Genomic DNA, 20,031 nt, shown 5'->3' with positions numbered 1-20,031 from the left:
AAATGACGGACCCGGCGCGGGTGCGCAGGCACGCGGAGCGCGTGCGCGAGCTGGTGGCTTCGGTGGTGCGTACCCAGATCAAGGACCCCAGACTCGGCATGATCACCATCACCGACGCGCGGATCACCGCTGATCTGCGCGACGCGACGGTCTTCTACACGGTCCTCGGTGACGCCGCCGCCCAGGCCGGCACCAAGGCGGCGTTGGACAGCGCGAACGGGCTGCTGCGCAGCACGGTCGGCAAGGCGCTCGGGCTGCGTCACTCACCGACGCTCACCTTCGTCCTCGACGACGTGCAGGAGCATGCCAAGCACATCGACGATCTGCTTGCCGCAGCCCGCAGCGCCGACGCCGAGGTGCAGCGGCTGGCGGCGAACGCCGAGTACGCCGGTGACGCCCAGCCGTACCGGGCCGATTCGGATGACGACGAGGACGCAGCGGACGACGAAGACCCAGCGGAGGCGGCCCCGAAGGGCACGGCGACCGCTGACGCAGCCGGGTCCGGCCAGCCCCATCCGGACGGGCGACCCCGATGATCAGCGTTCCGTCTCCGGTCGGTCCACCGGCCGCCGATCAGGCGACCGGGCCGACCGGGGACGAGTGGGCGGCCGCAGTCGCCGCCGTCCGTGCGGTCCCGCCCGGCGGGAGGGTCCTGCTGCTGTGCCACGTCAACCCCGACGGTGACGCGCTCGGCAGCATGCTCGGCTTCGGGCTGGGCCTGACCCGGCTCGGCGGCTGCGCGGTGCAGGCCGCGTTTCCCGGCAACCAGGAGCTGCCGCCGTCCCTGCGGGGAATGCCCGGCTCCCACCTGTTGGTCCAGCCGGACGAGGCGTGGGCCGATCCGGATCTGGCGCTCTGCTTCGACGTGGCGAGCGCGTCCCGGCTGAACGCCCTGGCCGATCGGATGACGACCCGGACGGCGATCGTGGTCGACCACCACGCCTCCAACACCCGGTTCGGCGGTATTCATCTCGTGGACCCGACTGCGGCGGCCACCTCGGTGGTGGTCGACCAGTTGCTCGGCCGGCTCGGCGTACCGCTGGACCGGGAGATCGCCGAGTGTCTCTACATTGCGCTGATCACCGACACCGGTTCGTTCCGGTTCGACATGACCACCCCGGCGGTGCACCAGTTCGCCGCCCGGTTGCTGGCCACCGGCATCAGCCCGGCCGAGGTCTCCCGGCGGGTCTTCGACAGCCGACCGTTCGGGGCGGTCCAGCTCTTCGGTGCGGTGCTGCAACGTTGCGTCCTGGAGCCGGCGGCAGCCGGCGGCCAGGGCCTCGTCTGGACCCATGCCACCCTGGCCGATCTGGAACGTTTCGACCAGCCGCCGTATGTGCTTGAGGCGTTGATCGATTCGGTCCGGTGCACGGTCGAGGCGGATGTGAGCTGCGTGCTCAAGCAGGTGAGCGAGACCGGATGGGCGGTATCGATGCGCAGCAAGGGCGGTGTCGACGTGAGTGCGGTGGCGGTGGCGCTCGGCGGCGGTGGGCATCGGCTCGCTGCCGGCTTCACCGGTGTCGGCAGCGCCGACGAGGTCATCGCTGCCATCCGTGCCCAGCTTGGCTGAGTGCCCCGATCGCTGACCCGGGCGCGGGTCGGTCTCCTCCACAGGTGCCAGATCTCGCCAACCGAGCCCCGACCACCTGCATAGACACTTCACTCGTCGTCACCGACCAGGGACAATCGAGTGATGGAGCAGCCGTCTGAGCTCACCGCGGAGGTGCCGCGGGCCTGGGACCGACCGGTCGTCTCGATCCCGGTCATTGCCGTACTGTCGCTGGTGGGTGGGCAGCTGCCCTCGTTCTCGACGGCGGCGAACCTGTACACCATCGGCACCGGCGGGGCGCTGATCTGGTTCGGTCTGTCGCACCGGGTGCCACGGCGGCCGACCCCATGTCGACTCGGTGACGGTGCGGTGTGGTGGATCGTGCCGGTCGCGATGTTCACCGTCGTCGAGGGCGCCACGTTCGCGATGGGCTCGACCGACGACTTCCCGACCTTCTCCAAGCTGGCCGATCCGGTGCTGGACGGGCCAGTGGCCCGGTCGGCGGCGTACTGCGGCTGGCTGGCCGCGTTCTGGGTGCTGGTGCGGCGATGAGTGGTACTCGGGCGGCGGTGATCGGCGGTTTCGTCGTCGCGCTGGCGCTGTTCGGGGTGCTGGAACTGCTCGCCAGGCGGCCGGGCTCGCGGATCCCGACGTTCGGTGACGTTTGCGCGTACGTGATGCAGTACGAGGTGGGCAGGGTGCCGGTCGGTCGGATCGGGGTCTTCGGATTCTGGTGGTGGGTCGGGTGGCACTTCTTCGCGCGGTGATCGACGTAGACTAATGTATTTCTCTCGCATTGTGGGAACAGTGCGCAGGATGTGGACCTGAACGATAACTTGGGTGTGGTGCGGGCCACACCTGCCCGCCGCCTGTCCGCCTGGTCGCGGCCCCGGTGATCCCGGAGGTGCCGTCGTCGGCAATCCGGTGTCAACCTGTGGGAAGGTCGTGGCGTCATGCCCAGCAAGCCCAAGCCCGAAACCGCCGACGAAGCGCGCGAGCAGGCCCGGCGGGCATTGCAGATGTCGATGGACACCCGCCAGTAACGTCTGCGGGTCGCCTCCGGCCGCGCCGTCGCGCGAGACCGCGCGGCCTGGGTCGGTGTGTTGCGGGAATCGGTCTGCGGTGTTCCGCCTAGGTAAGTGACCTGGGCAATAGCGCTCCTTACCAATCGGCTGTCAGGCTGTACCGCGATGGCCACCTCCGGCACTACGCCACCGTCGCCACCGTCCGGCCCGGGGTCCGAACCACGGTCGGCGTCCACCCGACGGATCGTGCGCCTGGCACTACCCGCTTTGGTCGTGCTGGCGGCCGAGCCGATCTACGTCCTCGTCGACACCGCCGTCGTCGGCCGCCTCGGGCCGGTGGCCCTCGCCGCCGTCGCGGTGGGTGGCACCGTGATGTCGGTGGCCGCCTGGCTCGGCACTGTCGCGGCGTACGGCACCACCGGCCGCGCCGCCCGCCGTTACGGCGCCGGTGACCGGGCCGCCGCCCTGGCCGAGGGGGTTCAGGCGTCCTGGCTCGGGGCGTTCGCCGGACTGCTGCTCGCCGTAGCGCTGCAGATCCTGGCCGGTCCGATCACCGCTGGGCTCGCCGGGGCGCACGGCCCGGTCGCCGACGCCGCCGAACAGTGGCTGCGGATCGCCGCCTGGGGCGCGCCGGGTCTGCTGCTGGCCGCCGCCGGCAACGGCTGGATGCGCGGTGTGCAGGAGACCCGCCGTCCGGTGTGGTACGTGCTGGCGGCCAACGTCGTCTCCGCCGTGCTCTGCCCGGTGCTGGTCTACCCGCTGGGTCTGGGGCTGACCGGGTCGGCGGTGGCCAACGTCGTCGCGCAGACCCTGGGCGGTCTGCTCTTCGTCCGGGCGCTGGCGACGGCCGGGGCGCCGTTGCGCCCCCGGCCGCACCTCCTGCTGACCCACCTCACCGTCGGACGTGACCTGCTGATCCGAGGCGCCGCGTTCCAGGTCAGCTTCCTGTCCGCCACCGCTGTCGCGGCACGGTACGGCACCATCCAGGTCGGCGCCCACCAGATCGCCATCCAGCTGTGGTTCTTCACCGCGCTGGCGATGGACGCGCTGGCGATCGCCGGCCAGTCGCTGGTCGGCGCGGCGCTGGGCGCCGGTGACGCGGCGGGCGCCCGGCTGCTCGCCCGCCGGCTGGTGCTGTTCGGCCTCCTCGCCGGCGTCGGATTCGCGGTGCTGTTCGCCGCCGGTGCCCCGGTGATTCCCGGCTGGTTCAGCCCTGACCTCGGCGTGCACGACCAGGCGATGGTCATCTGGCCGTGGTTCGTGGCGCTGCAGCCGGTGGCCGGGGTGGTCTTCGCTCTCGACGGGGTCTTCATCGGGGCGGGTGATCTGCGTTACCTACGTGACCTCACGATCGGTGGCGCGCTCGGCGGATTCCTGCCGGTCATCTGGGCCGGCTACCTGCTCGATTTCGGTCTGGCCGGCATCTGGGCCGGGCTGGCGGTGTTCATGCTGGTCCGGCTGGTCGGGCTGGTCCACCGGCTGAGGTCGCCGCAGTGGACGGTGCTCGGCGTGCCGGCCGGCCGGACCTGATCGCTGCGGCCATCGGGCGACCGGACCTGATCGCCACCAAGTATCGGGATCTGGCAGGCTTGGCAGTCGTGAGTACGCACGGACTGATCGTGGTCGACAAGTCGGCCGGGATGACCTCGCATGACGTCGTCGCCCGGATACGGCGGCTGGCCGGCACCCGTCGGGTGGGCCACGGCGGCACCCTGGACCCGATGGCGACCGGCGTGCTGGTGGTCGCGGTGAACCGGGCCACCCGGCTGCTTACCTACGTGATCGGCGTCGGCAAGACCTACACGGCCACCATCCGGCTCGGCGTGTCGACGGTGACCGACGACGCCGAGGGGGAGGTCACCGCCCGGTTGCCGGTGGACGGTGTCACCGAGGAGCGGATCCGGGCCGGGCTGACCGCGCTGACCGGGGAGATCGACCAGGTGCCCAGCGCCGTGAGCGCAATCAAGATCAACGGGCAGCGGGCGTACCGGCGGGTCCGCTCCGGCGAGCAGGTCGAGCTGGCCGCCCGCCGGGTGACCATCTCCCGCCTCGACCCGATCGCCGTCCACCCGCCGACCGACGGCAGCGTCGACGTCGACGTCGAGGTGGCCTGCTCGTCCGGCACGTACATCCGGGCCATCGCCCGGGATCTGGGGACTGCGCTCGGCGTCGGCGGGCACCTCACCGCGCTGCGCCGGACCGCGGTCGGCGGGTTCACCGCGGCCGAAGCCGCCACTCTGGCGGAGCTTGAGCAGCGGGCACCGGACGTGGTGCAGTTGCCCATGGCGACCGCCGCCAGCCGCTTCCTCACCGGCCGCGAGGTCGGCGCGGAGGAGGCCCGGGTGCTCGGTCACGGTGGCCCGATCGCACCGATCGGCCGACCCGGGCCGTATGCGGTCTACGCCCCGGACGGCGAACTGCTCGCGGTGGTGTCGGAACGTGACGGCCGGGCCCGCGCGGAGGTCGTCCTCGCGCCGGCGTGACAGCATCGAACCCGGCCGGTCACCCGGTTGGGGCAAACCTTGGCGGCACAGGCGGGAGGCATCATGCAGCGGTGGCGGGGAGTGGAGGCGGCCGGTGGTGGCTGGGGTCGCGCGGTGGTCACCATCGGGGTGTTCGACGGCATCCACCGCGGGCATCAGGCGACGATCGGGCATGCCGTCAAGCGGGCCCGCGACCTCGGTATCCAGTCCGTGGTGGTGACCTTCGACCCGCATCCGGCCGAGGTGGTGCGGCCCGGTAGCCATCCGGCGGTGCTCACCGGGCCGGCCCGCAAGGCCGAGCTGATCGAATCGCTCGGCGTGGACGTGCTCTGCGTACTGCCGTTCACCGTCGAGTTCTCCCGGCTGACCGCTGAGCAGTTCGTCCACGACCTGCTGGTCGAGCATCTGCACGCCGCCGTGGTGGTGGTGGGGGAGAACTTCCGGTTCGGGCACCGGGCCACCGGGGACGTCGCGCTGCTGGCGCGGCTCGGTCGCCGGTTCGGGTTCGCGGTCGAGGACGCCAGCCTGGTCACCGACAGCGGCACGGTCTTCTCTTCGACGTACATTCGGGCCTGTATCGACGCCGGGGACGTGACCGCCGCCGCCGCCGCGCTCGGCCGGCCGCACCGCCTCGAAGGGGTGGTGGTCCGCGGCGACCGTCGCGGCCGGGAAATCGGCTTTCCCACCGCGAACCTGCTCACCCCGCGGTACGCGGCGGTGCCGGCGGACGGCATCTACGCGGCCCGGCTGGTGCGCTCGGACGGCCCGGTCCGCCCGGACGGGCTCAGCGGAGGAGGCCCCGGGCTGCCGGCTGCGGCCTCCATCGGCACCAACCCAACCTTCGCCGGCCGCGACCGCCGGGTGGAGGCGTACGTCCTCGACTTCGACCGGGACATCTACGGCGAGCAGGTGGCGATCGACTTCGTCGCCCGGCTGCGGGAGACCCGCCGGTTCGACGGGGTCGGTCCGTTGGTCGTCCAGATGAACGAGGACGTCGCCCAGGTCCGGACGGTGCTCGGCGCCTGACGTCCACCGGAGCCTCCCGGGCCGGTGGGCAGCCGCGATCCGACGCACCGTGGGCTTGCCGGCCGCCGTGCCGACCGGCTGGTAGCCTGAACACAGCGTCGGACCACCGACGATTCGTCTCGCCTGCCTGCACGACGCCGCGGGCGCCGAGACGAGGGACGACCCCACACAGATTCAGGGAGACCATGGCGCTCGATCAGGAAGCCAAGCGCAAGATCCGCGAGGAGTACGCCACCGCCGACGCGGACACCGGTTCGCCGGAGGTCCAGGTCGCGGTGCTCACCAAGCGGATCGCCGACCTCACCGGGCACCTCAAGGTGCACAAGCAGGACCATCACAGCCGTCGTGGTCTGCTGCTGCTGGTCGGCCGGCGCCGCCGGCTGCTCAACTACCTGCAGAAGAAGGACATCAACCGCTACCGTTCGCTCATCGAGCGGCTCGGTCTGCGGCGGTGACGTAGCGGCGCGGCGGCGGCCGTCCATGGCCCCGCCGCGCCGCACCACCATCATCCGACACCGGGCACCACGACCCACCCGTCGACGGGAGCCGGTCAACGTACCGGTCCTCGGTAGTGGCCCCCGGGCCAGCCGGCCACGACGCCGGCTCCCCCGGGCGCTTCGATCGATGACCGGCCGGTTGAGCAGCTCCCCGAGGTCGTGGCCCCACGACGCGTAAAGGAGCGCGACATTACCATGACCGAGCAGCACAATCTCGGCACCCAACGCAGCACCGCCGTGATCGACAACGGAGCTTTCGGCACCCGCGAGGTCACCTTCTCCGCCGGACGGCTGGCCCGCCAGGCCGCCGGCTCGGTGATCGCCCAGCTGGGCGACACCGTGGTGCTCTCCGCGACCACCGCCAGCAAACAGCCGCGTGAGCACCTCGACTTCTTCCCGCTCACCGTCGACGTCGAGGAGCGGATGTACGCCGCCGGGCGAATCCCCGGCTCGTTCTTCCGCCGCGAGGGTCGGCCGAGCGAGGAGGCGATCCTCACCTGCCGGCTGACCGACCGGCCGCTGCGCCCGACGTTCGCCAAGGGCCTGCGCAACGAGGTCCAGGTGGTGGCCACCGTGCTGGCGCTGGACCCGGCCCACCCGTACGACGTGATCGCGATCAACGCGGCGTCGATGTCCACCAAGCTGTCCGGCCTGCCGTTCTCCGGGCCGATCGGGGCGACCCGCGTCGCCCACGTCGACGGCGCGTGGGTGGCCTTCCCGACCCTGGACGAGCTGTCCCGGGCCACCTTCGACATGGTGGTCGCCGGCCGGGCCCTGCCGGACGGCGACGTGGCGATCATGATGGTCGAGGCTGAGGCCACGCCGCACGCGGTGGGGCTGATCGCCGGCGGCGCCACCGCCCCCACCGAGGACGTGGTGGCCAGCGGGCTGGAGGCGGCCAAGCCGACCATCCGCGAGCTGTGCCGGGCGCAGAGCGAGCTGGCCGAGGTGGCGGCGAAGCCGGTCGCCGACTTCCCGGTCTTCCTCGACTACGGCGACGACGTCTACGACGCGGTCGTGGCCGCCGGCCGCGACGAGGTCGCCGAGGCGTTGAAGATCGCCTCCAAGGCGGAGCGTGAGGACGCGCTGGACCGGATCAAGGACAAGGTCGCCGGCGAGCTCGTCGAGCGCTTTGAGGGCCGGGAGAAGGAGATCGGCGCGGCCTTCCGGTCGTTGACCAAGTCCGAGGTCCGGGCCCGGGTGCTCCGCGAGCAGGTACGCATCGACGGCCGCGGCCCACGGGACATCCGACCGCTGACCGCCGAGGTCGGGGTGCTGCCCCGGGTGCACGGCTCGGCGCTGTTCGAGCGCGGCGAGACGCAGATCCTCGGGGTCAGCACGCTGAACATGCTGCGGCTGGAGCAGACGCTGGACACCCTCTCCCCGGAGAAGTCCAAGCGCTACATGCACAACTACAACTTCCCGCCGTACTCCACCGGCGAGACCGGCCGGGTCGGCTCGCCGAAGCGGCGGGAGATCGGTCACGGCGCGCTCGCCGAGCGGGCCCTGGTGCCGGTGCTGCCGACCCGCGAGGAGTTCCCGTACGCGATCCGTCAGGTCTCCGAGGCGCTCGGCTCCAACGGGTCGACGAGCATGGGCTCGGTCTGCGCCTCCACGCTGTCGCTGCTGTCGGCCGGGGTGCCGATGAAGGCCCCGGTGGCCGGGATTGCGATGGGCCTGATCTCCGACGAGGTCGACGGGCAGACCCGGTACGTCACGCTGACCGACATCCTCGGCGCCGAGGACGCGTTCGGCGACATGGACTTCAAGGTGGCCGGCACCCCAGAGTTCGTCACCGCGTTGCAGTTGGACACCAAGCTCGACGGCATCCCGTCGGACGTGCTCGCCGGTGCCCTGCAGCAGGCCCGCGAGGCCCGGATGACCATCCTCGAGGTGATGCGCCAGGCGATCGAGGGGCCGGCCGCGATGAGCGAGCACGCCCCGCGGGTGACCACGGTGAAGATCCCGGTCGACAAGATCGGCATGGTGATCGGCCCGAAGGGCCAGACCATCAACGCGATCCAGGACGAGACCGGCGCGGACATCTCGATCGAGGACGACGGCACCATCTACGTCGGCGCCACCAACGGGCCGGCCGCCGAAGCCGCCGTCGAGCGGATCAACGCGATCGCCAACCCGACGCTGCCGAAGGCCGGCGACAAGTTCCTCGGCACGGTCGTCAAGACCGCCGCGTTCGGCGCGTTCATCTCGCTGCTGCCCGGCCGCGACGGACTGCTGCACATCTCCAAGGTGGGCGACGGCAAGCGGGTCGAGCGGGTCGAGGACCACCTCAACGTCGGCGACAAGGTCGAGGTGCAAATCGCCGACATCGACGCCCGCGGCAAGATCTACCTGGACAAGGTCCGCCCAGAGGGCGCCGAGGCGCCGGCCGCGTCCGACGGCGGCGAGCGTCCCGGTGGCCGCGACCGTGGTGACCGGGGGCCGCGCGATCGCGGGGACCGGGACCGTGGCGACCGGGGCCCCAGCCGGGGCGACGGTGGCGAGGGCGGCGAGCGCCGCCGACGTAACCGGCACAGCTGACGCCGGCCAAGATGGCCAGGACCGAACCGGTCACCGGCCGGGGCCTGTCCCGGCCGGTGACCCGGACACTCACCGCCGACCCGTTGGGCGGTACGGTACGCCGTACCGTGCTGCCCAACGGGCTGCGGGTGATCACCGAGGCGATTCCGGCGATGCGCAGTGTGTCGTTCGGCGTGTGGGTCGGGGTAGGCTCGCGCGACGAGACCCCGGCCCGCTCCGGGGCCTCGCACTTCCTAGAACACCTGCTGTTCAAGGGGACGCAGCGGCGTACCGCGTGGGATATCTCGTCGCAGATCGAGGCTGTTGGCGGCGAGACCAACGCGTTCACCACCAAGGAGTACACCTGCTACTACGCCCGGGTGCTCGACGAGGACCTGCCGCTGGCCGTCGACGTCGTCTGTGACCTGGTGGCCAACTCGGTGATCGACCCGGCCGACGTGGAGACCGAACGTGGCGTGATCCTCGAAGAGATCGCCATGCACGACGACGAGCCCGACGACGAGGTTCACGACCTGCTCGCCGAGGCCGTCTTCGGCCCGCATCCGCTCGGCCGGCTGATCTCCGGCACCGAGGCAACGATCTCGGCGTTGACCCGCCGGCAGATCCACGACTTCTACCGGCGCCGCTACACGCCCGGGGCGATGGTGATCGCTGCCGCCGGCAACCTCGACCATCGGGCGGTGGTCCGCCAGGTACGGGCCGCGCTGCGGGGCAGCCCGTTGGACGCCGAACGGCCCGGTGCTCCGGCGCCGCTGCGCCCGGCCACCCCGGCGGTACGCGCCCGTCGGCCCCGAGTGATGGTGCGCCATAAAGAGACCGAGCAGGCCCATCTGGTGCTCGGCGGCCCGGGTATCAGCCGCGGCGACAACCGTCGGTTCGCGCTCGGCGTGCTGAACAACGTCCTCGGCGGCGGGATGTCCAGCCGGCTGTTCCAGGAGGTACGGGAACGCCGAGGGCTCGCCTACTCGGTCTACTCGTACGCCAGCCAGTACGCCGACGGCGGGACGTTCGCCGTCTACGCCGGTTGTGCGCCGAGCCGGGTCGACGAGGTGCTGGAGCTGGTCCGGGCGGAGCTGGCGGCGGTCGTCGAGCACGGGCTGAGCTCCGACGAGCTGGCCCGGGGCAAGGGCATGAGCCGCGGCGGGTACGTGCTGGGCCTGGAGGACACCGGATCCCGGATGGGTCGGCTGGCCAAGGGGGAGCTGCTCTACGGCGAGCAGTTGACCGTGGACCAGCTTCTCGCACGGGTGGCGGCGGTGACCGCCGAACAGGTCGGCGCGGTCGCCGCCGAGCTGCTCACCCGGCCGATGTCCCTGGCGGTGATCGGCCCGGTGGAGTCCACGATGTTAGCCGGCGCGCAGCCCTCGCCGGTGGGGTAGGCGCTGGCCGGACCGTTGTCTCCGCCGGTGGGATAGGTTGTGCCGGTGAGCGAAGACGGTACGAATGTGACAGTCCCTCCGGGCGGCTCCGCAGTGGCCGCCCGGTCGTCCGCCGGGCCGGTCCGGGTCGGCGTGCTCGGAGCCCGCGGCCGGATGGGCGTGCAGGTCTGCAGAGCGGTCGAGGGGGCCGACGGTCTCGCACTTGTCGCCACGATCGACGAGGGTGACCGGTTGTCCGACGCCTCGGACGCCGCCGCAGAGGTGGTCGTCGACTTCACCAACCCAGACGCGGTGCTGGACAACTTGCGCTGGTGCATCGACCAGGGGATCAACGTGGTCGTCGGGACCAGCGGGTTCACCGATCAGCGCCTCGACCTGGTCCGCTCCTGGCTGTCCGACAAGCCCGAGGTCGGCGTGGTGATCGCCCCCAACTTCGGCATCGGCGCGGTGCTTATGATGCAGTTCGCGGCGAAGGCGGCACGGCACTTCGAGTCCGTCGAGATCATCGAGCAGCACCACCCGGCCAAGGTGGACGCGCCCAGCGGCACCGCAGGACACACCGCGCGGGTGATCGCGACGGCCCGGGCCGCCGCCGGGTCGGCTGAGATGCCGGACGCCACCACCGCCGAGGTGCCGGGCGCGCGGGGCGCTGACATCGACGGGATCCGGGTGCACTCGGTACGGGCGGCCGGCCTGGTCGCACACCAGGAGGTACTGTTCGGCACGGCGGGGGAGACCCTGACGATCCGGCACGACTCCTACGACCGGGCGTCGTTCATGCCGGGGGTGCTACTGGCGGTACGGGCCGTGACGCGCCGTCCCGGGCTGACCGTCGGGTTGGACAGCCTGCTCGACTGAGCTTTACCGGGTCCTGTTGCCGGACTCTGGTGGGTCCTGCTGCCGGGCCCTGTCGGGTCGTGCGGCGGGCCGGGTCACTGCTCTGCGGCAGCCGCCGGTGGGACCGCCACGTGCAGCCGTAGCTGCGGGACCAGCATGTCGGCCACGTCCAACGCCCGCGTCGCCCCGTCCGGCTCCCAGCCGGCCGAGCCGAGGAACTTGCGGGTCGCCGGGTCCCGTTCGTACGCCCAGGCGAGCGCGGTGTCGAAGCCGTCGGTGCGCCACAGGTCCACGGCGGCGGCGAGCAGTCGGCTGCCGTGTCCCCGCCGGCCCCAGCGCGGCTCGACCAGCAGGTCGGTGACGGCGGCGATCCGGTCACCGAGCGCCCCGGCCGGTTCCTCGGGAGCCAGGGCCTGCTCGTCGGTCGGGCCGGACGCGGTGAAGCCCACCAGATAGGATTGCTCGGCCTGCTCGACGGCGACGAGCACCCGGTGCCGCTGCGACGGCGGATCGTTGATCGCAGCGTCCCACCGCTGCGCCAGCCAGCCCTCGTCCACCTCGTCGAGCGCCTGGCGGGGCAGCAGTCGCCGGTAGGCGACCCGCCAGGTGGTCAACTGGATGCGGGCAATCTCACCAGCGTCGCCCGGTCGGGCAGGACGGACATATCCGAGCGCCATGAGTGGTCAGCGTACGGACAGGGGCGAGGTCATGCCGCAGCGGGCCGCCGGGGGCACCGGTCGGCGGGTGGCGATCGTCGCGGTACTCGCGGTCGTCGTCGCGGCCTTCCTCGCCGTCGCCGCCGAACGGCACGGCTTCTTCGACCTCAAGGTCTACTACGGGGCGATGCACCACTGGCTGCGCGACGGCGGCGAACTCTACGATCACATGAAGCCGTTCAGCCAGTACGGGTTCACCTACCCGCCGTTCGCGGCGCTGGTGATGTCGCCGATGGCGGTCCTGCCGTGGCATCTGGCGATCGTGGTGAGCGTGACGCTCGCCGTGGTGACCAGCGCGCTGGTGCTGTGGTGGCTGGTCGACCCGATCTCCCGCCGCGAGGGCTGGACCCGCTGGTTCGCCTTCGCGGTCGCTGCCTGCCTGGTGGCCGCGTACGAGCCGATGCGCGAGACGGTGAACTTCGGCCAGGTCAACACGCTGCTGCTGGTCCTGGTCGCGGCCGACCTGCTGTGGCTGGTCGCGGCCGGGTCGCCGGTGCCGCAGCGGTGGCGCCGGTTCGCCGGAGTCGGGGTCGGTCTGGCGACGGCGATCAAGCTGACCCCTGGCATCTTCATCGTCTACCTGCTGGTCACCCGGCGGTGGCGGGCGGCGGTCACCGCCGCCGGTACGGCGACCGTGGCGACCCTGGTCGCGGCGGCGGTCGCCCCGGACGCGTCCCGGGAGTTCTGGACGCAGGCGCTGTGGAACACCGACCGGGTAGGTGCGTTGGACTTCGTCTCCAACCAGTCGCTGCGCGGGGTCGTCGCCCGGATCGATCCGCTGCATCCGAGCACCGTCGCCTGGCTGGTGCTGGTGCTGGTCACCCTGATCTGGTGGGCGTGGCGGTGCCGCCGCGCTGTCGCAGCCGGTGACGAGGCGACCGGGCTGGCGTTGACCGGCGTGGTCGGCTGCCTGGTCAGCCCGGTCACCTGGGTGCATCACCTGGTGTGGTTGCTGCCGGCGCTGATCCTGCTGGTGGACAACGGGCTGCCCGCGGCGCGGGGCAGCCGGCGGCGGCGGGCGTTGCTTGGCTTCGCCGTGGTCGGCTATCTGCTGCTGATCAGCCGGCTGGTGTGGATCTGGCGCGAATCCGACGCCGCGAACGTGGCCGGCTTCGTCGGCAGCAACGCGTACGTGTGGGTGAGCCTGGGGCTCCTGCTGTTCCTGCCGGTGCGTGAGCTGGACCCGTCCGCCCGCTGGCCGGCACCGGCCGCCGGTCGACCGATCACGTCGAGGTGAGGCTGACGCACGTCATCTTTGCGTCTTTACGTGCGTCAGCCTCACCTCGACGCCGGATGCCGGGTCATCGTGCGGCGGTGCCGGTGGTTGGGCTGGCCGGCTGCGGCTGCCGCCACATCGGCCACAGCGGCGGGCCGTTGTCGGGTAACGCCAGCGGGTGTCGGGTGGTGGGTCGGTAGCCGTGGCGTAGGTAGAGGTCGCGGGCGGCGGGGCTGGTGGCGACGAGGTAGCTGGCGATGCCGGCGGTATCGCAGATCTGGTGTCGGTGACGTAGTAGCGCGCCGCCGATGCCATTGCGCTGCCGGTGCGGTGCCACCCCGAGGTACGCCAGGTAGGTGTGTGGTTGGCGCGGGGCGTGGGTGTGCAGCAGGCCGGCGAGTTGGAGGAACCGGTCGGCGTGGCGGCCGGTGATGCGTCGTAGCCGGGCGGTCTGCCGGTCGGTGGTGGTGTGGGCGATCGGGTACGGCAGCCACAGCGCCGCTGCGGCCCGGTCGATCGTCGTGTGGACGGTGCCGTCGGTCATCGCCTGGGCCAGCAGGCCGGGGCAGAGCCGCTGGTAGACGTCCCGCCGCCGTGCCGTGCCGGGGATCAGCCAGCGGGCGTCGGGGGTGTCGACGAACGCGTCAACCAGCACCCGGGCCAGGCGCGGTACGTCGTCCACCCCGGCCCGCCGCACCCGCACCGTGCCGGCGGGGCCGGCGGTCGCGGTCACCGCCGGCCCTGTCGGCCGTGCCGGCTCCGTCGGCCGTGCTGGCTGTGCCGGCTTCGTCGGTCGGTGGCGGCCAGGTGTCGCACCAGCTGATCGACCCCCGGCGGTACGGGTGTGAGCAGTTGCCGTAGTTGCCGTCGGGCGAAAATCCACAACGCTCCTCCAACGGCCACTTGATCGACTTCAGCACAGCGATTGCACGTACAGCACGAGCGAGCATCATGGCGTCGAACGTTGAAATTATTGATCAACGACATGGTCATCCGCCTGCGCCAAACCCACACTGGACGATGCCGACCTGAACCTGTAGGGGTAACCTGTCGCCTGACGGCTGTAGGCAGCGATGGGCGACAGCGGGGAGGCGCGATGACATCACAGCCAGGAGTTGCCGATGAGAGCAACCCGCCTCACTTCGGTGGTGTGCTGCGAGCACGTCGGGTCGGTCGCGAGTGGTCGCTTCGGGATCTTGGCGAACGGATACGGTTCAATCGCGGCTACATCGGAAAGGTGGAACAGGGCGACAAGTTTCCTGAACGGCAGTTCGCCGAACTTGCCGACCGGGCACTAGGTGCTAATGGTTTCCTGGTGGCAGCGTGGCGAGACGCAGCGGAGGAGCGACGAAAGGCTCTGGTGACGGGGCGGATGCTGACCGCCTCAACCAAAGACTCGCTAAAGATGATTGCAGCCGTGGAAGATTCCATGGATCTGACCGATCTGGAGCAAGCTACGACCCGGCTCTCGACTGCATACCTCGGCACCGCTCCTGCGCCGATGCTGCATTCCGCTGTAGAGTTACGAGGCGATGTCCTGCGCCGCCTACGAAGCCGCCAGTACCGGCCGAATGAGTTGGCCGACCTGTATCAGATAGCTGGCCGCCTTCAAGGGGTGCTTGCGTACGCCGCTCTCGATTTGGGGGACTCGGCGGTAGCGATGACGCATGCAGATGCGGCGCTGGTCTGTGCAGAAAATTCAGGTGATCGTGAGCTCCGAGCCTGGGTGCGGGGAACCCAGAGTCTCATAGCCAGATTCGACGGCAACTATAGCCAAGCTCTCGCGTCCGTCACGGATGGGCTCGCGCACTCAGCTACCAGTGCGAGCAGACTTCGCCTGATATGTGGGTACGCCCAGTGCAAGGCGAACCTTGGGGACTCGGCAGGCAGCAACCGGGCCCTCGACCAAGTGCAACATGAGCGGGAGAAGTTGATCCCAAGAGCCTCGGAGCGCGGGATATTCGACTTCAGTGAGGCCAAACAGCACTATTATGCCGGCAGCAGCCTGATCTGGCTGGTTGAAGCCTCAGACGCAGATCGGGCAGCCCGAGAAGCGTCGGAGGCGATTCGGCTGTGGGAGAACGGTCCGGAGGAGGGTCGATCGCTAGACGACGAAGCGCTGGCACGCGTTTATCAGGCAACCGCCTACCTGAAGGTCGGTAAGCTGGACGAGGCTGCGGCCGCTGTTCGCCCAGTACTCGATCTTCCACCAGAGCGCCGCATCTCGTGGATCCACAAACGTGTCGGACGCATGGCCGAGATACTCGGAACCAAGCGATTTGCCGGCACTTGGAAGGCCGAACAATTGCGAGCCGAAATCCGTGCCTTCGCTGAAGTCACGTAGCTCGGATTGAACTTCCGATCACATGTCAGCTGGCCAGGGTGAGGATCCGGTCGCCGGCGATCCGGGCCAGGTAGCGCACCTCGTCGAGCCCGACCGGGGTCTGCCCGGGTGGGCGGGGCACCTGGTAGACGCTGCGTTCCCCGTCCGGGCGCAGCCCGGCCGCCTGGTAGAACCGTCGGGCCCGCTGGTTGCCGTCGAGCACCCACAGCCGCATCGTGCGCCAGCCCTGCCCGGTCAGCCCGGCGATCGATGCGGTGAACAGGAGCCGACCGACCCCGGTGCCCCAGTGTACGGGGTCGACGTACATGCTGACGATCTCGCCGTACGTCGGATCGAGCTGGTCCCGGTCCTGGTCGATCCGGTACGGGCCGAAGGTGCTGAACCCGACGATCTGCTCGCCTTCGGTGGCGACCAGGGTGCGGAACGGGTGCTCAGAGTCGGCGGTGCCGACGTCGCGGCGGCGCTGCGCCCAGGCGGCGACGTTGAGCCGGTCGAGCACGTCCGCGGGGATCAGGCCCGCGTAGCCGGCCTGCCAAGCGCGCACGTGGATCCCGGCGATCGCGTCGGCGTCCTCCGGAGTCTCCTGCCTGACTTCTGGCATATGGGGATTTCTATCCTGTTTCACAACCGACGTCTAGTAGCACCGGCCGGGTGTCGAGTGGACCGGCCGGCCCCGCCGCGCGTCGCGCGTGTGTGAACCGGTTGGGAGACTGACGGGATGAGAGTCTTCGCCTCCGTCGACGATCTGGCCAGAGCCGTGGGCGAGTCGCTGGGGCCAGGCGACTGGTTGCCGGTCGACCAGCACCGGGTCGACATGTTCGCCGAGGCCACCGACGACCATCAGTGGATTCACACCGACCCGCAGCGGGCGGCCGACGGCCCGTACGGCGGCACGGTCGCCCACGGGTTTCTCACCGTCTCCCTTGTCCCGGCACTGATGCGCCGGCTGTACCGGGTGGACGGGGTACGGGCGAGGATCAACTACGGGCTCGACAGGGTTCGGTTCCCGGCTCCGTTGCGTACCGGTTCCGCCGTACGGGCCGAGGCCGCCATCGCCTCGGTGGAGCCGGTCGTCGGCGGTGTACAGGCGGTCATGGCGGTGACCCTCACCGCCGACTCCGGCGACCGGCCGGTCTGCGTCGCCGAGACCATCAGCCGGCTGCTGGTGACTGCACCGCGCTGACCACCGGTCACGGCAGCAGCGCCCGGATCAGCGCGATGGCGACGAAGACGACGATGAAGGAGAGATCGATTGCGGCGCCGCCGACGCGTAGCGGCGGCAGCACCCGCCGGACCGGGGCCAGCACCGGCTCGGTCACCGCGTGCAGGGCGGCGGTGACGCGGGAGCGGAGCGAGTCACGCGGGCTCGGCCCGGCCAGCACGGTGCTCCAGTCGAGGATCGCGCGGGCGATGAGCAGCAACTGGAAGACCAGGAGCAGCAGACTCAGAAGTGCGAACAGGGGACCCATCGGGGCAGACCTCCAGGACGACCGGTGAGCGTTCCACTATGCCCGGCGATCGTGTGTGGTCGCTGAGAATCGCCGCGGCGGACGGGTCCGATCGGCGAGGATCGGCCGCGCCCGGCTGCCGGGTCCTCCGGTGCCGCCGTCAATGTCGTACCCGGGCGGTAACTTGCGTGGCGATGCCCTTACCAGACAGTCTCTCGCTCGCCCAGGCCCGCCGGATCGCGCTCGCCGCTCAGGGCTTCACCGACCCCGTGCCGATTAAGGTGGCGAACCGTCGGCACCTGCGCCGGGTGCTGGACAGGGTCGGCCTGATCCAGATCGACTCGGTCAACGTCCTACAGCGCGCCCACTACCTGCCGCTGTACAGCCGGCTCGGTCCGTACCCGACCGACCTGCTGGACCGGGCCGCCGGGCATGCCCCTCGGGAGCTGTTCGAGTACTGGGGCCACGAGGCGTCGTTGATCCCGGTCGATCTGCAGCCGGCGCTGCGCTGGCGGATGGCCCGCGCCCGCGACGACGCCTGGGGCGGCATCCGACGTATCGCCGTCGAACAGCCGGAGCTGGTCGACCGGGTGCTCGCCGAGGTTCGCGCCCGCGGCCCGGCGACCGCCGCGCAGCTCGAGCAGGACACGATGCGGCCGAGTGGCAACTGGGGGTGGAACTGGTCGGCGGTCAAGACCGCCCTGGAGTACCTGTTCTGGGCCGGGGAGATCAGCTCCGCCGGGCGGACCAGCACCTTCGCACGCCGCTACGACGTGCCGGAGCGGGTGCTGCCGCCCCGGGTTGTCGCCGCGCCGACGCCGACCGAGGCACAGGCGCACCGGCAGCTGGTCGAGATCGCCGCCCGTTGCCTCGGCGTGGCCGCCGAGCCGGAGCTGCGTGACTACTTCCGGCTGTCGGCGGCGGCGGTCCGGCCGGTCGTCGCCGACCTGGTCGCCGACGGCATCCTGCGGCCGGTCCGAGTGCAGGGCTGGTCGCAGCCCGCCTACCTGCACCACCAGGCCCGGTTGCCGCGCTGGATCCGGGCCGCCACGCTGCTCAGCCCGTTCGACCCGGTGGTCTGGGAGCGGGCCCGCACCGAGCGGCTGTTCGGGCTGCGGTACCGGATCGAGATTTACGTACCGGCCGCGCAGCGGGTGCACGGCTACTACGTACTGCCGTTTCTCGAAGGCGACCGGCTGACCGCGCTGGTCGACCTCAAGGCGGACCGGGCCGCCGGGGTGCTGCGGGTGCCGGCCGCCTGGCCGGTGCCGGACGCCACCACCGATCCGGGGCAGACCGCGACTGCCCTGGCCGGCGAGCTGACCCGGCTGGCCGGCTGGCTCGGCCTGTCCGAGGTCGCGACACCGGCCACCGGCGACCTGGCCGGCCCGCTGACCCGGGCGTTGCCCGCCGCCGGTTCGCGCGGCGTGGCCATTGGTTGACCTGGCGGGTGCGCGGCCTGGTCGTTGGCTGAGCCGGCGGGACCGGCCGGTGTACGGTGGGACGATCGGCATCAAGGGAGGCGTGACGGATGGCGGGTCCAGACGGCGTGGCTGTGCAACGGCCCGTCGGTGACGGTCCGGGACCGCCCGGCGACGCCGGTCCCAACCCGGACGATCACTCCCACTATCACCAGCAGTACGCGTACCAGCCGCAGGCCCAACCGGACCGGTTCACCCGCCTGGTCAACCGGCTGTGGGCGCGGTCGCCGCGCTGGCTGGCCCCGTTGGCGGTGCTCGGCTGCATCGGCGCGGCCGCCGGCTACACGGTGATCACCGATCCGACGACCAGCAGCGCGGAGGCGGCACCCAGTTGCCTGCTGAAACTGACCACCGGGCTGGACTGCCCGGGCTGCGGCGGGACCCGGGCGGTCTGGTATCTGCTCAACGGTGATCTCGGCGCTGCCGCCCGGCACCACCTGCTGGTGGTCTTCGCCGTTCCGTTCCTGCTCTACGTCTACCTGGCCTGGGTCGGCCAGCAGCTGTTCCGCTGGCGGTTGCCGCAGTTGTCGCTCAGCCCGACGGCGGTCGGCTGGTCGCTGGGCGTCTGGCTGGCGTTCTCGGTGCTGCGCAACCTGCCGTGGGAGCCGTTCAGCTGGTTCTACGTCTGACCACTGCGGCCGCCCTGCGGGCGGCCGGTGGTCGGCCCGCCCGATGGACGCCGTGTTTGCCCGTGATACCGGCCGGCAACTAGAGTCCGAGAAATGTCGGAAATCGTGTCGCCGCAGGTCACGCTGATCGCCTGGACCCAGTTCCAGCCGCCCGCCGACGTCGACTGGTCGACCGACGCCGACGGTGGTCAAGCCTTGGCCGAGTTCGCTGGCCGGGCCTGCTACCAGTCGTGGCGCAAGCCCAACCCGGCGACCGCCACCAACGCCGGCTACCTGCGACACATCCTGGACAGTGGGCACCTGTCGGTGCTGGAGCATGGCAGTGTCACGTTCTACCTGACCGGGATCTCCCGGTCGCTGACCCATGAGCTGATCCGGCACCGGCACTTCTCCTACTCCCAGCTGTCCCAGCGGTACGTGCCGGAGCGCGACGCGGCCATGGTCGAGCCGGCGGTGATCGCCGAGGATCCCGAGCTGCACCGGCAGTTCGTCGCCGCCGCCGAGGCGAGCGTGCGGGCCTACACCGAGCTGCTGGAGGGTCTGGAGAAGCGGTTCGTCGACGAACCCAACCCGACGCTGCGCCGCAAGCAGGCCCGGCAGGCGGCTCGGGCGGTGCTGCCGAACGCCACCGAAACCCGGATCGTGGTCACCGGCAACTACCGGGCCTGGCGGCACTTCATCGGGATGCGGGCCACCGAGCACGCCGACGTGGAGATCCGCGACCTGGCGGTGGAGTGCCTGCGGCAGTTGCAGCGGGTGGCGCCGAGCGTCTTCGCCGACTTCGAGATCCGCCGGTTGCCGGACGGCAGCGAGGTCGCCGCGAGCCCGTACACCCGGCAGGGGGAATAGGCCACCGGCCC

Annotated in this window: 21 protein-coding genes; 17 read left to right on the top strand and 4 right to left on the bottom strand. The window is 71.0% G+C overall.

Translation table 11 applies throughout. The annotated features are described in order from the left end of the window. Nucleotides 1-2: 2 nt before the first annotated feature. From rbfA to dapB, 11 genes are all read left to right on the top strand, one after another. Nucleotides 3-536 (top strand): 30S ribosome-binding factor RbfA, encoded by a 534-nt coding sequence (gene rbfA / locus O7543_RS10675; RefSeq protein ID WP_281553972.1) that lies wholly within the window; start codon nucleotides 3-5, stop codon nucleotides 534-536. Beyond that, nucleotides 533-1,570 (top strand): bifunctional oligoribonuclease/PAP phosphatase NrnA, encoded by a 1,038-nt coding sequence (locus O7543_RS10670; protein WP_281553973.1) that lies wholly within the window; start codon nucleotides 533-535, stop codon nucleotides 1,568-1,570. The genes rbfA and O7543_RS10670 overlap by 4 nt, the downstream gene beginning before the upstream one ends. 123 nt (nucleotides 1,571-1,693) lie before the next feature. Further along, nucleotides 1,694-2,101 (top strand): hypothetical protein, encoded by a 408-nt coding sequence (locus tag O7543_RS10665; RefSeq protein WP_281553974.1) that lies wholly within the window; start codon nucleotides 1,694-1,696, stop codon nucleotides 2,099-2,101. Continuing rightward, the gene (locus O7543_RS10660) at nucleotides 2,098-2,316 is read left to right on the top strand and encodes a DUF6186 family protein (protein WP_281553975.1); all 219 of its coding nucleotides are present in this window, start codon (nucleotides 2,098-2,100) and stop codon (nucleotides 2,314-2,316) included. Before O7543_RS10665 ends, O7543_RS10660 begins: the two co-directional genes overlap by 4 nt. Nucleotides 2,317-2,739: 423 nt before the next feature. Next, on the top strand, nucleotides 2,740-4,104 hold the full coding sequence (locus tag O7543_RS10655) for an MATE family efflux transporter (RefSeq protein WP_281553976.1): 1,365 nt from the start codon (nucleotides 2,740-2,742) through the stop codon (nucleotides 4,102-4,104). 50 nt (nucleotides 4,105-4,154) lie between these two features. Next, on the top strand, nucleotides 4,155-5,057 hold the full coding sequence (gene truB, locus O7543_RS10650; protein ID WP_281555503.1) for a tRNA pseudouridine(55) synthase TruB: 903 nt from the start codon (nucleotides 4,155-4,157) through the stop codon (nucleotides 5,055-5,057). Between the two features lie 63 nt (nucleotides 5,058-5,120). Beyond that, nucleotides 5,121-6,083 carry a bifunctional riboflavin kinase/FAD synthetase gene (locus O7543_RS10645; protein ID WP_281553977.1) on the top strand — a complete coding sequence of 321 codons (963 nt, stop codon included), beginning with the start codon at nucleotides 5,121-5,123 and terminating at the stop codon, nucleotides 6,081-6,083. 185 nt (nucleotides 6,084-6,268) lie between these two features. After that, nucleotides 6,269-6,538: a 30S ribosomal protein S15 gene (rpsO, locus tag O7543_RS10640; protein WP_123600601.1), complete on the top strand. Its 270-nt coding sequence runs from the start codon at nucleotides 6,269-6,271 to the stop codon at nucleotides 6,536-6,538. A gap of 237 nt (nucleotides 6,539-6,775) precedes the next feature. Then, the gene (locus O7543_RS10635) at nucleotides 6,776-9,121 is read left to right on the top strand and encodes a polyribonucleotide nucleotidyltransferase (protein WP_281553978.1); all 2,346 of its coding nucleotides are present in this window, start codon (nucleotides 6,776-6,778) and stop codon (nucleotides 9,119-9,121) included. Between the two features lie 11 nt (nucleotides 9,122-9,132). Beyond that, nucleotides 9,133-10,500: a pitrilysin family protein gene (locus O7543_RS10630; protein WP_281553979.1), complete on the top strand. Its 1,368-nt coding sequence runs from the start codon at nucleotides 9,133-9,135 to the stop codon at nucleotides 10,498-10,500. Between the two features lie 93 nt (nucleotides 10,501-10,593). Then, a complete protein-coding gene (gene dapB / locus O7543_RS10625) occupies nucleotides 10,594-11,358 on the top strand; it encodes a 4-hydroxy-tetrahydrodipicolinate reductase (RefSeq protein WP_281555504.1) in 765 nt (254 codons plus the stop codon). Nucleotides 11,359-11,432: 74 nt separating this feature from the next. On the opposite strand, the gene O7543_RS10620 is transcribed toward dapB, so the two are convergent. Further along, nucleotides 11,433-12,014, bottom strand: coding sequence for a GNAT family N-acetyltransferase (locus tag O7543_RS10620; protein WP_281553980.1), 582 nt, complete (start codon nucleotides 12,012-12,014; stop codon nucleotides 11,433-11,435). A 31-nt stretch (nucleotides 12,015-12,045) separates the two neighbouring features. Between O7543_RS10620 and O7543_RS10615 the strand changes: the two genes are divergently transcribed. After that, complete coding sequence (locus tag O7543_RS10615; RefSeq protein ID WP_348650127.1) at nucleotides 12,046-13,290, top strand: glycosyltransferase 87 family protein; 1,245 nt, start codon at nucleotides 12,046-12,048, stop codon at nucleotides 13,288-13,290. A 64-nt stretch (nucleotides 13,291-13,354) separates the two neighbouring features. Here the strand turns inward: O7543_RS10615 and O7543_RS10610 are convergent, their stop codons facing one another. Continuing rightward, nucleotides 13,355-14,002 (bottom strand): GNAT family N-acetyltransferase, encoded by a 648-nt coding sequence (locus O7543_RS10610; protein WP_281553981.1) that lies wholly within the window; start codon nucleotides 14,000-14,002, stop codon nucleotides 13,355-13,357. Nucleotides 14,003-14,365: 363 nt separating this feature from the next. On the opposite strand from O7543_RS10610, the gene O7543_RS10605 reads away from it, so the two are divergent. Beyond that, complete coding sequence (locus O7543_RS10605) at nucleotides 14,366-15,613, top strand: helix-turn-helix transcriptional regulator (protein ID WP_281553982.1); 1,248 nt, start codon at nucleotides 14,366-14,368, stop codon at nucleotides 15,611-15,613. 25 nt (nucleotides 15,614-15,638) lie between these two features. Here O7543_RS10605 and O7543_RS10600 read toward each other — a convergent pair whose 3' ends face one another. After that, nucleotides 15,639-16,214, bottom strand: a complete 576-nt coding sequence (locus O7543_RS10600) for a GNAT family N-acetyltransferase (RefSeq protein ID WP_281553983.1) — start codon at nucleotides 16,212-16,214, stop codon at nucleotides 15,639-15,641. A gap of 117 nt (nucleotides 16,215-16,331) precedes the next feature. Here O7543_RS10600 and O7543_RS10595 point away from each other — a divergent pair, with 117 nt between their 5' ends. Next, entirely contained in the window at nucleotides 16,332-16,796 is a 465-nt protein-coding gene (locus O7543_RS10595; protein ID WP_281553984.1) for a MaoC family dehydratase, read from the top strand. A 7-nt stretch (nucleotides 16,797-16,803) separates the two neighbouring features. On the opposite strand, the gene O7543_RS10590 is transcribed toward O7543_RS10595, so the two are convergent. Next, on the bottom strand, nucleotides 16,804-17,082 hold the full coding sequence (locus O7543_RS10590) for a YggT family protein (protein WP_281553985.1): 279 nt from the start codon (nucleotides 17,080-17,082) through the stop codon (nucleotides 16,804-16,806). 173 nt (nucleotides 17,083-17,255) lie between these two features. Between O7543_RS10590 and O7543_RS10585 the strand changes: the two genes are divergently transcribed. The 3 genes from O7543_RS10585 to thyX all read left to right on the top strand — a co-directional run bounded on the left by O7543_RS10585 (nucleotide 17,256) and on the right by thyX (nucleotide 20,020). Continuing rightward, a complete protein-coding gene (locus O7543_RS10585; protein WP_281553986.1) occupies nucleotides 17,256-18,503 on the top strand; it encodes a crosslink repair DNA glycosylase YcaQ family protein in 1,248 nt (415 codons plus the stop codon). Nucleotides 18,504-18,592: 89 nt separating this feature from the next. Beyond that, nucleotides 18,593-19,171, top strand: a complete 579-nt coding sequence (locus tag O7543_RS10580) for a DUF2752 domain-containing protein (protein WP_281553987.1) — start codon at nucleotides 18,593-18,595, stop codon at nucleotides 19,169-19,171. 93 nt (nucleotides 19,172-19,264) lie between these two features. Next, on the top strand, nucleotides 19,265-20,020 hold the full coding sequence (thyX, locus tag O7543_RS10575) for an FAD-dependent thymidylate synthase (RefSeq protein WP_281553988.1): 756 nt from the start codon (nucleotides 19,265-19,267) through the stop codon (nucleotides 20,018-20,020). Nucleotides 20,021-20,031 lie beyond the last annotated feature (11 nt).

Source organism: Solwaraspora sp. WMMA2080, assembly GCF_027497395.1.
GTDB lineage: Bacteria > Actinomycetota > Actinomycetes > Mycobacteriales > Micromonosporaceae > Micromonospora_E.
This window is presented reverse-complemented; position numbering and strand designations above follow the sequence as displayed.

Coding starts and splice junctions, on each gene's coding strand:
- O7543_RS10615 (WP_348650127.1), top strand. CDS start 12,046: ATGCCGCAGCGGGCCGCCGGGGGCACCGGTCGGCGGGTGGCGATCGTC.
- O7543_RS10580 (WP_281553987.1), top strand. CDS start 18,593: ATGGCGGGTCCAGACGGCGTGGCTGTGCAACGGCCCGTCGGTGACGGT.
- rbfA (WP_281553972.1), top strand. CDS start 3: ATGACGGACCCGGCGCGGGTGCGCAGGCACGCGGAGCGCGTGCGCGAG.
- O7543_RS10670 (WP_281553973.1), top strand. CDS start 533: ATGATCAGCGTTCCGTCTCCGGTCGGTCCACCGGCCGCCGATCAGGCG.
- O7543_RS10620 (WP_281553980.1), bottom strand. CDS start 12,014: ATGGCGCTCGGATATGTCCGTCCTGCCCGACCGGGCGACGCTGGTGAG.
- O7543_RS10635 (WP_281553978.1), top strand. CDS start 6,776: ATGACCGAGCAGCACAATCTCGGCACCCAACGCAGCACCGCCGTGATC.
- rpsO (WP_123600601.1), top strand. CDS start 6,269: ATGGCGCTCGATCAGGAAGCCAAGCGCAAGATCCGCGAGGAGTACGCC.
- O7543_RS10585 (WP_281553986.1), top strand. CDS start 17,256: ATGCCCTTACCAGACAGTCTCTCGCTCGCCCAGGCCCGCCGGATCGCG.
- O7543_RS10655 (WP_281553976.1), top strand. CDS start 2,740: ATGGCCACCTCCGGCACTACGCCACCGTCGCCACCGTCCGGCCCGGGG.
- O7543_RS10605 (WP_281553982.1), top strand. CDS start 14,366: ATGACATCACAGCCAGGAGTTGCCGATGAGAGCAACCCGCCTCACTTC.
- O7543_RS10595 (WP_281553984.1), top strand. CDS start 16,332: ATGAGAGTCTTCGCCTCCGTCGACGATCTGGCCAGAGCCGTGGGCGAG.
- O7543_RS10590 (WP_281553985.1), bottom strand. CDS start 17,082: ATGGGTCCCCTGTTCGCACTTCTGAGTCTGCTGCTCCTGGTCTTCCAG.
- O7543_RS10660 (WP_281553975.1), top strand. CDS start 2,098: ATGAGTGGTACTCGGGCGGCGGTGATCGGCGGTTTCGTCGTCGCGCTG.
- thyX (WP_281553988.1), top strand. CDS start 19,265: ATGTCGGAAATCGTGTCGCCGCAGGTCACGCTGATCGCCTGGACCCAG.
- O7543_RS10665 (WP_281553974.1), top strand. CDS start 1,694: ATGGAGCAGCCGTCTGAGCTCACCGCGGAGGTGCCGCGGGCCTGGGAC.
- O7543_RS10630 (WP_281553979.1), top strand. CDS start 9,133: ATGGCCAGGACCGAACCGGTCACCGGCCGGGGCCTGTCCCGGCCGGTG.
- O7543_RS10600 (WP_281553983.1), bottom strand. CDS start 16,214: ATGCCAGAAGTCAGGCAGGAGACTCCGGAGGACGCCGACGCGATCGCC.
- O7543_RS10645 (WP_281553977.1), top strand. CDS start 5,121: ATGCAGCGGTGGCGGGGAGTGGAGGCGGCCGGTGGTGGCTGGGGTCGC.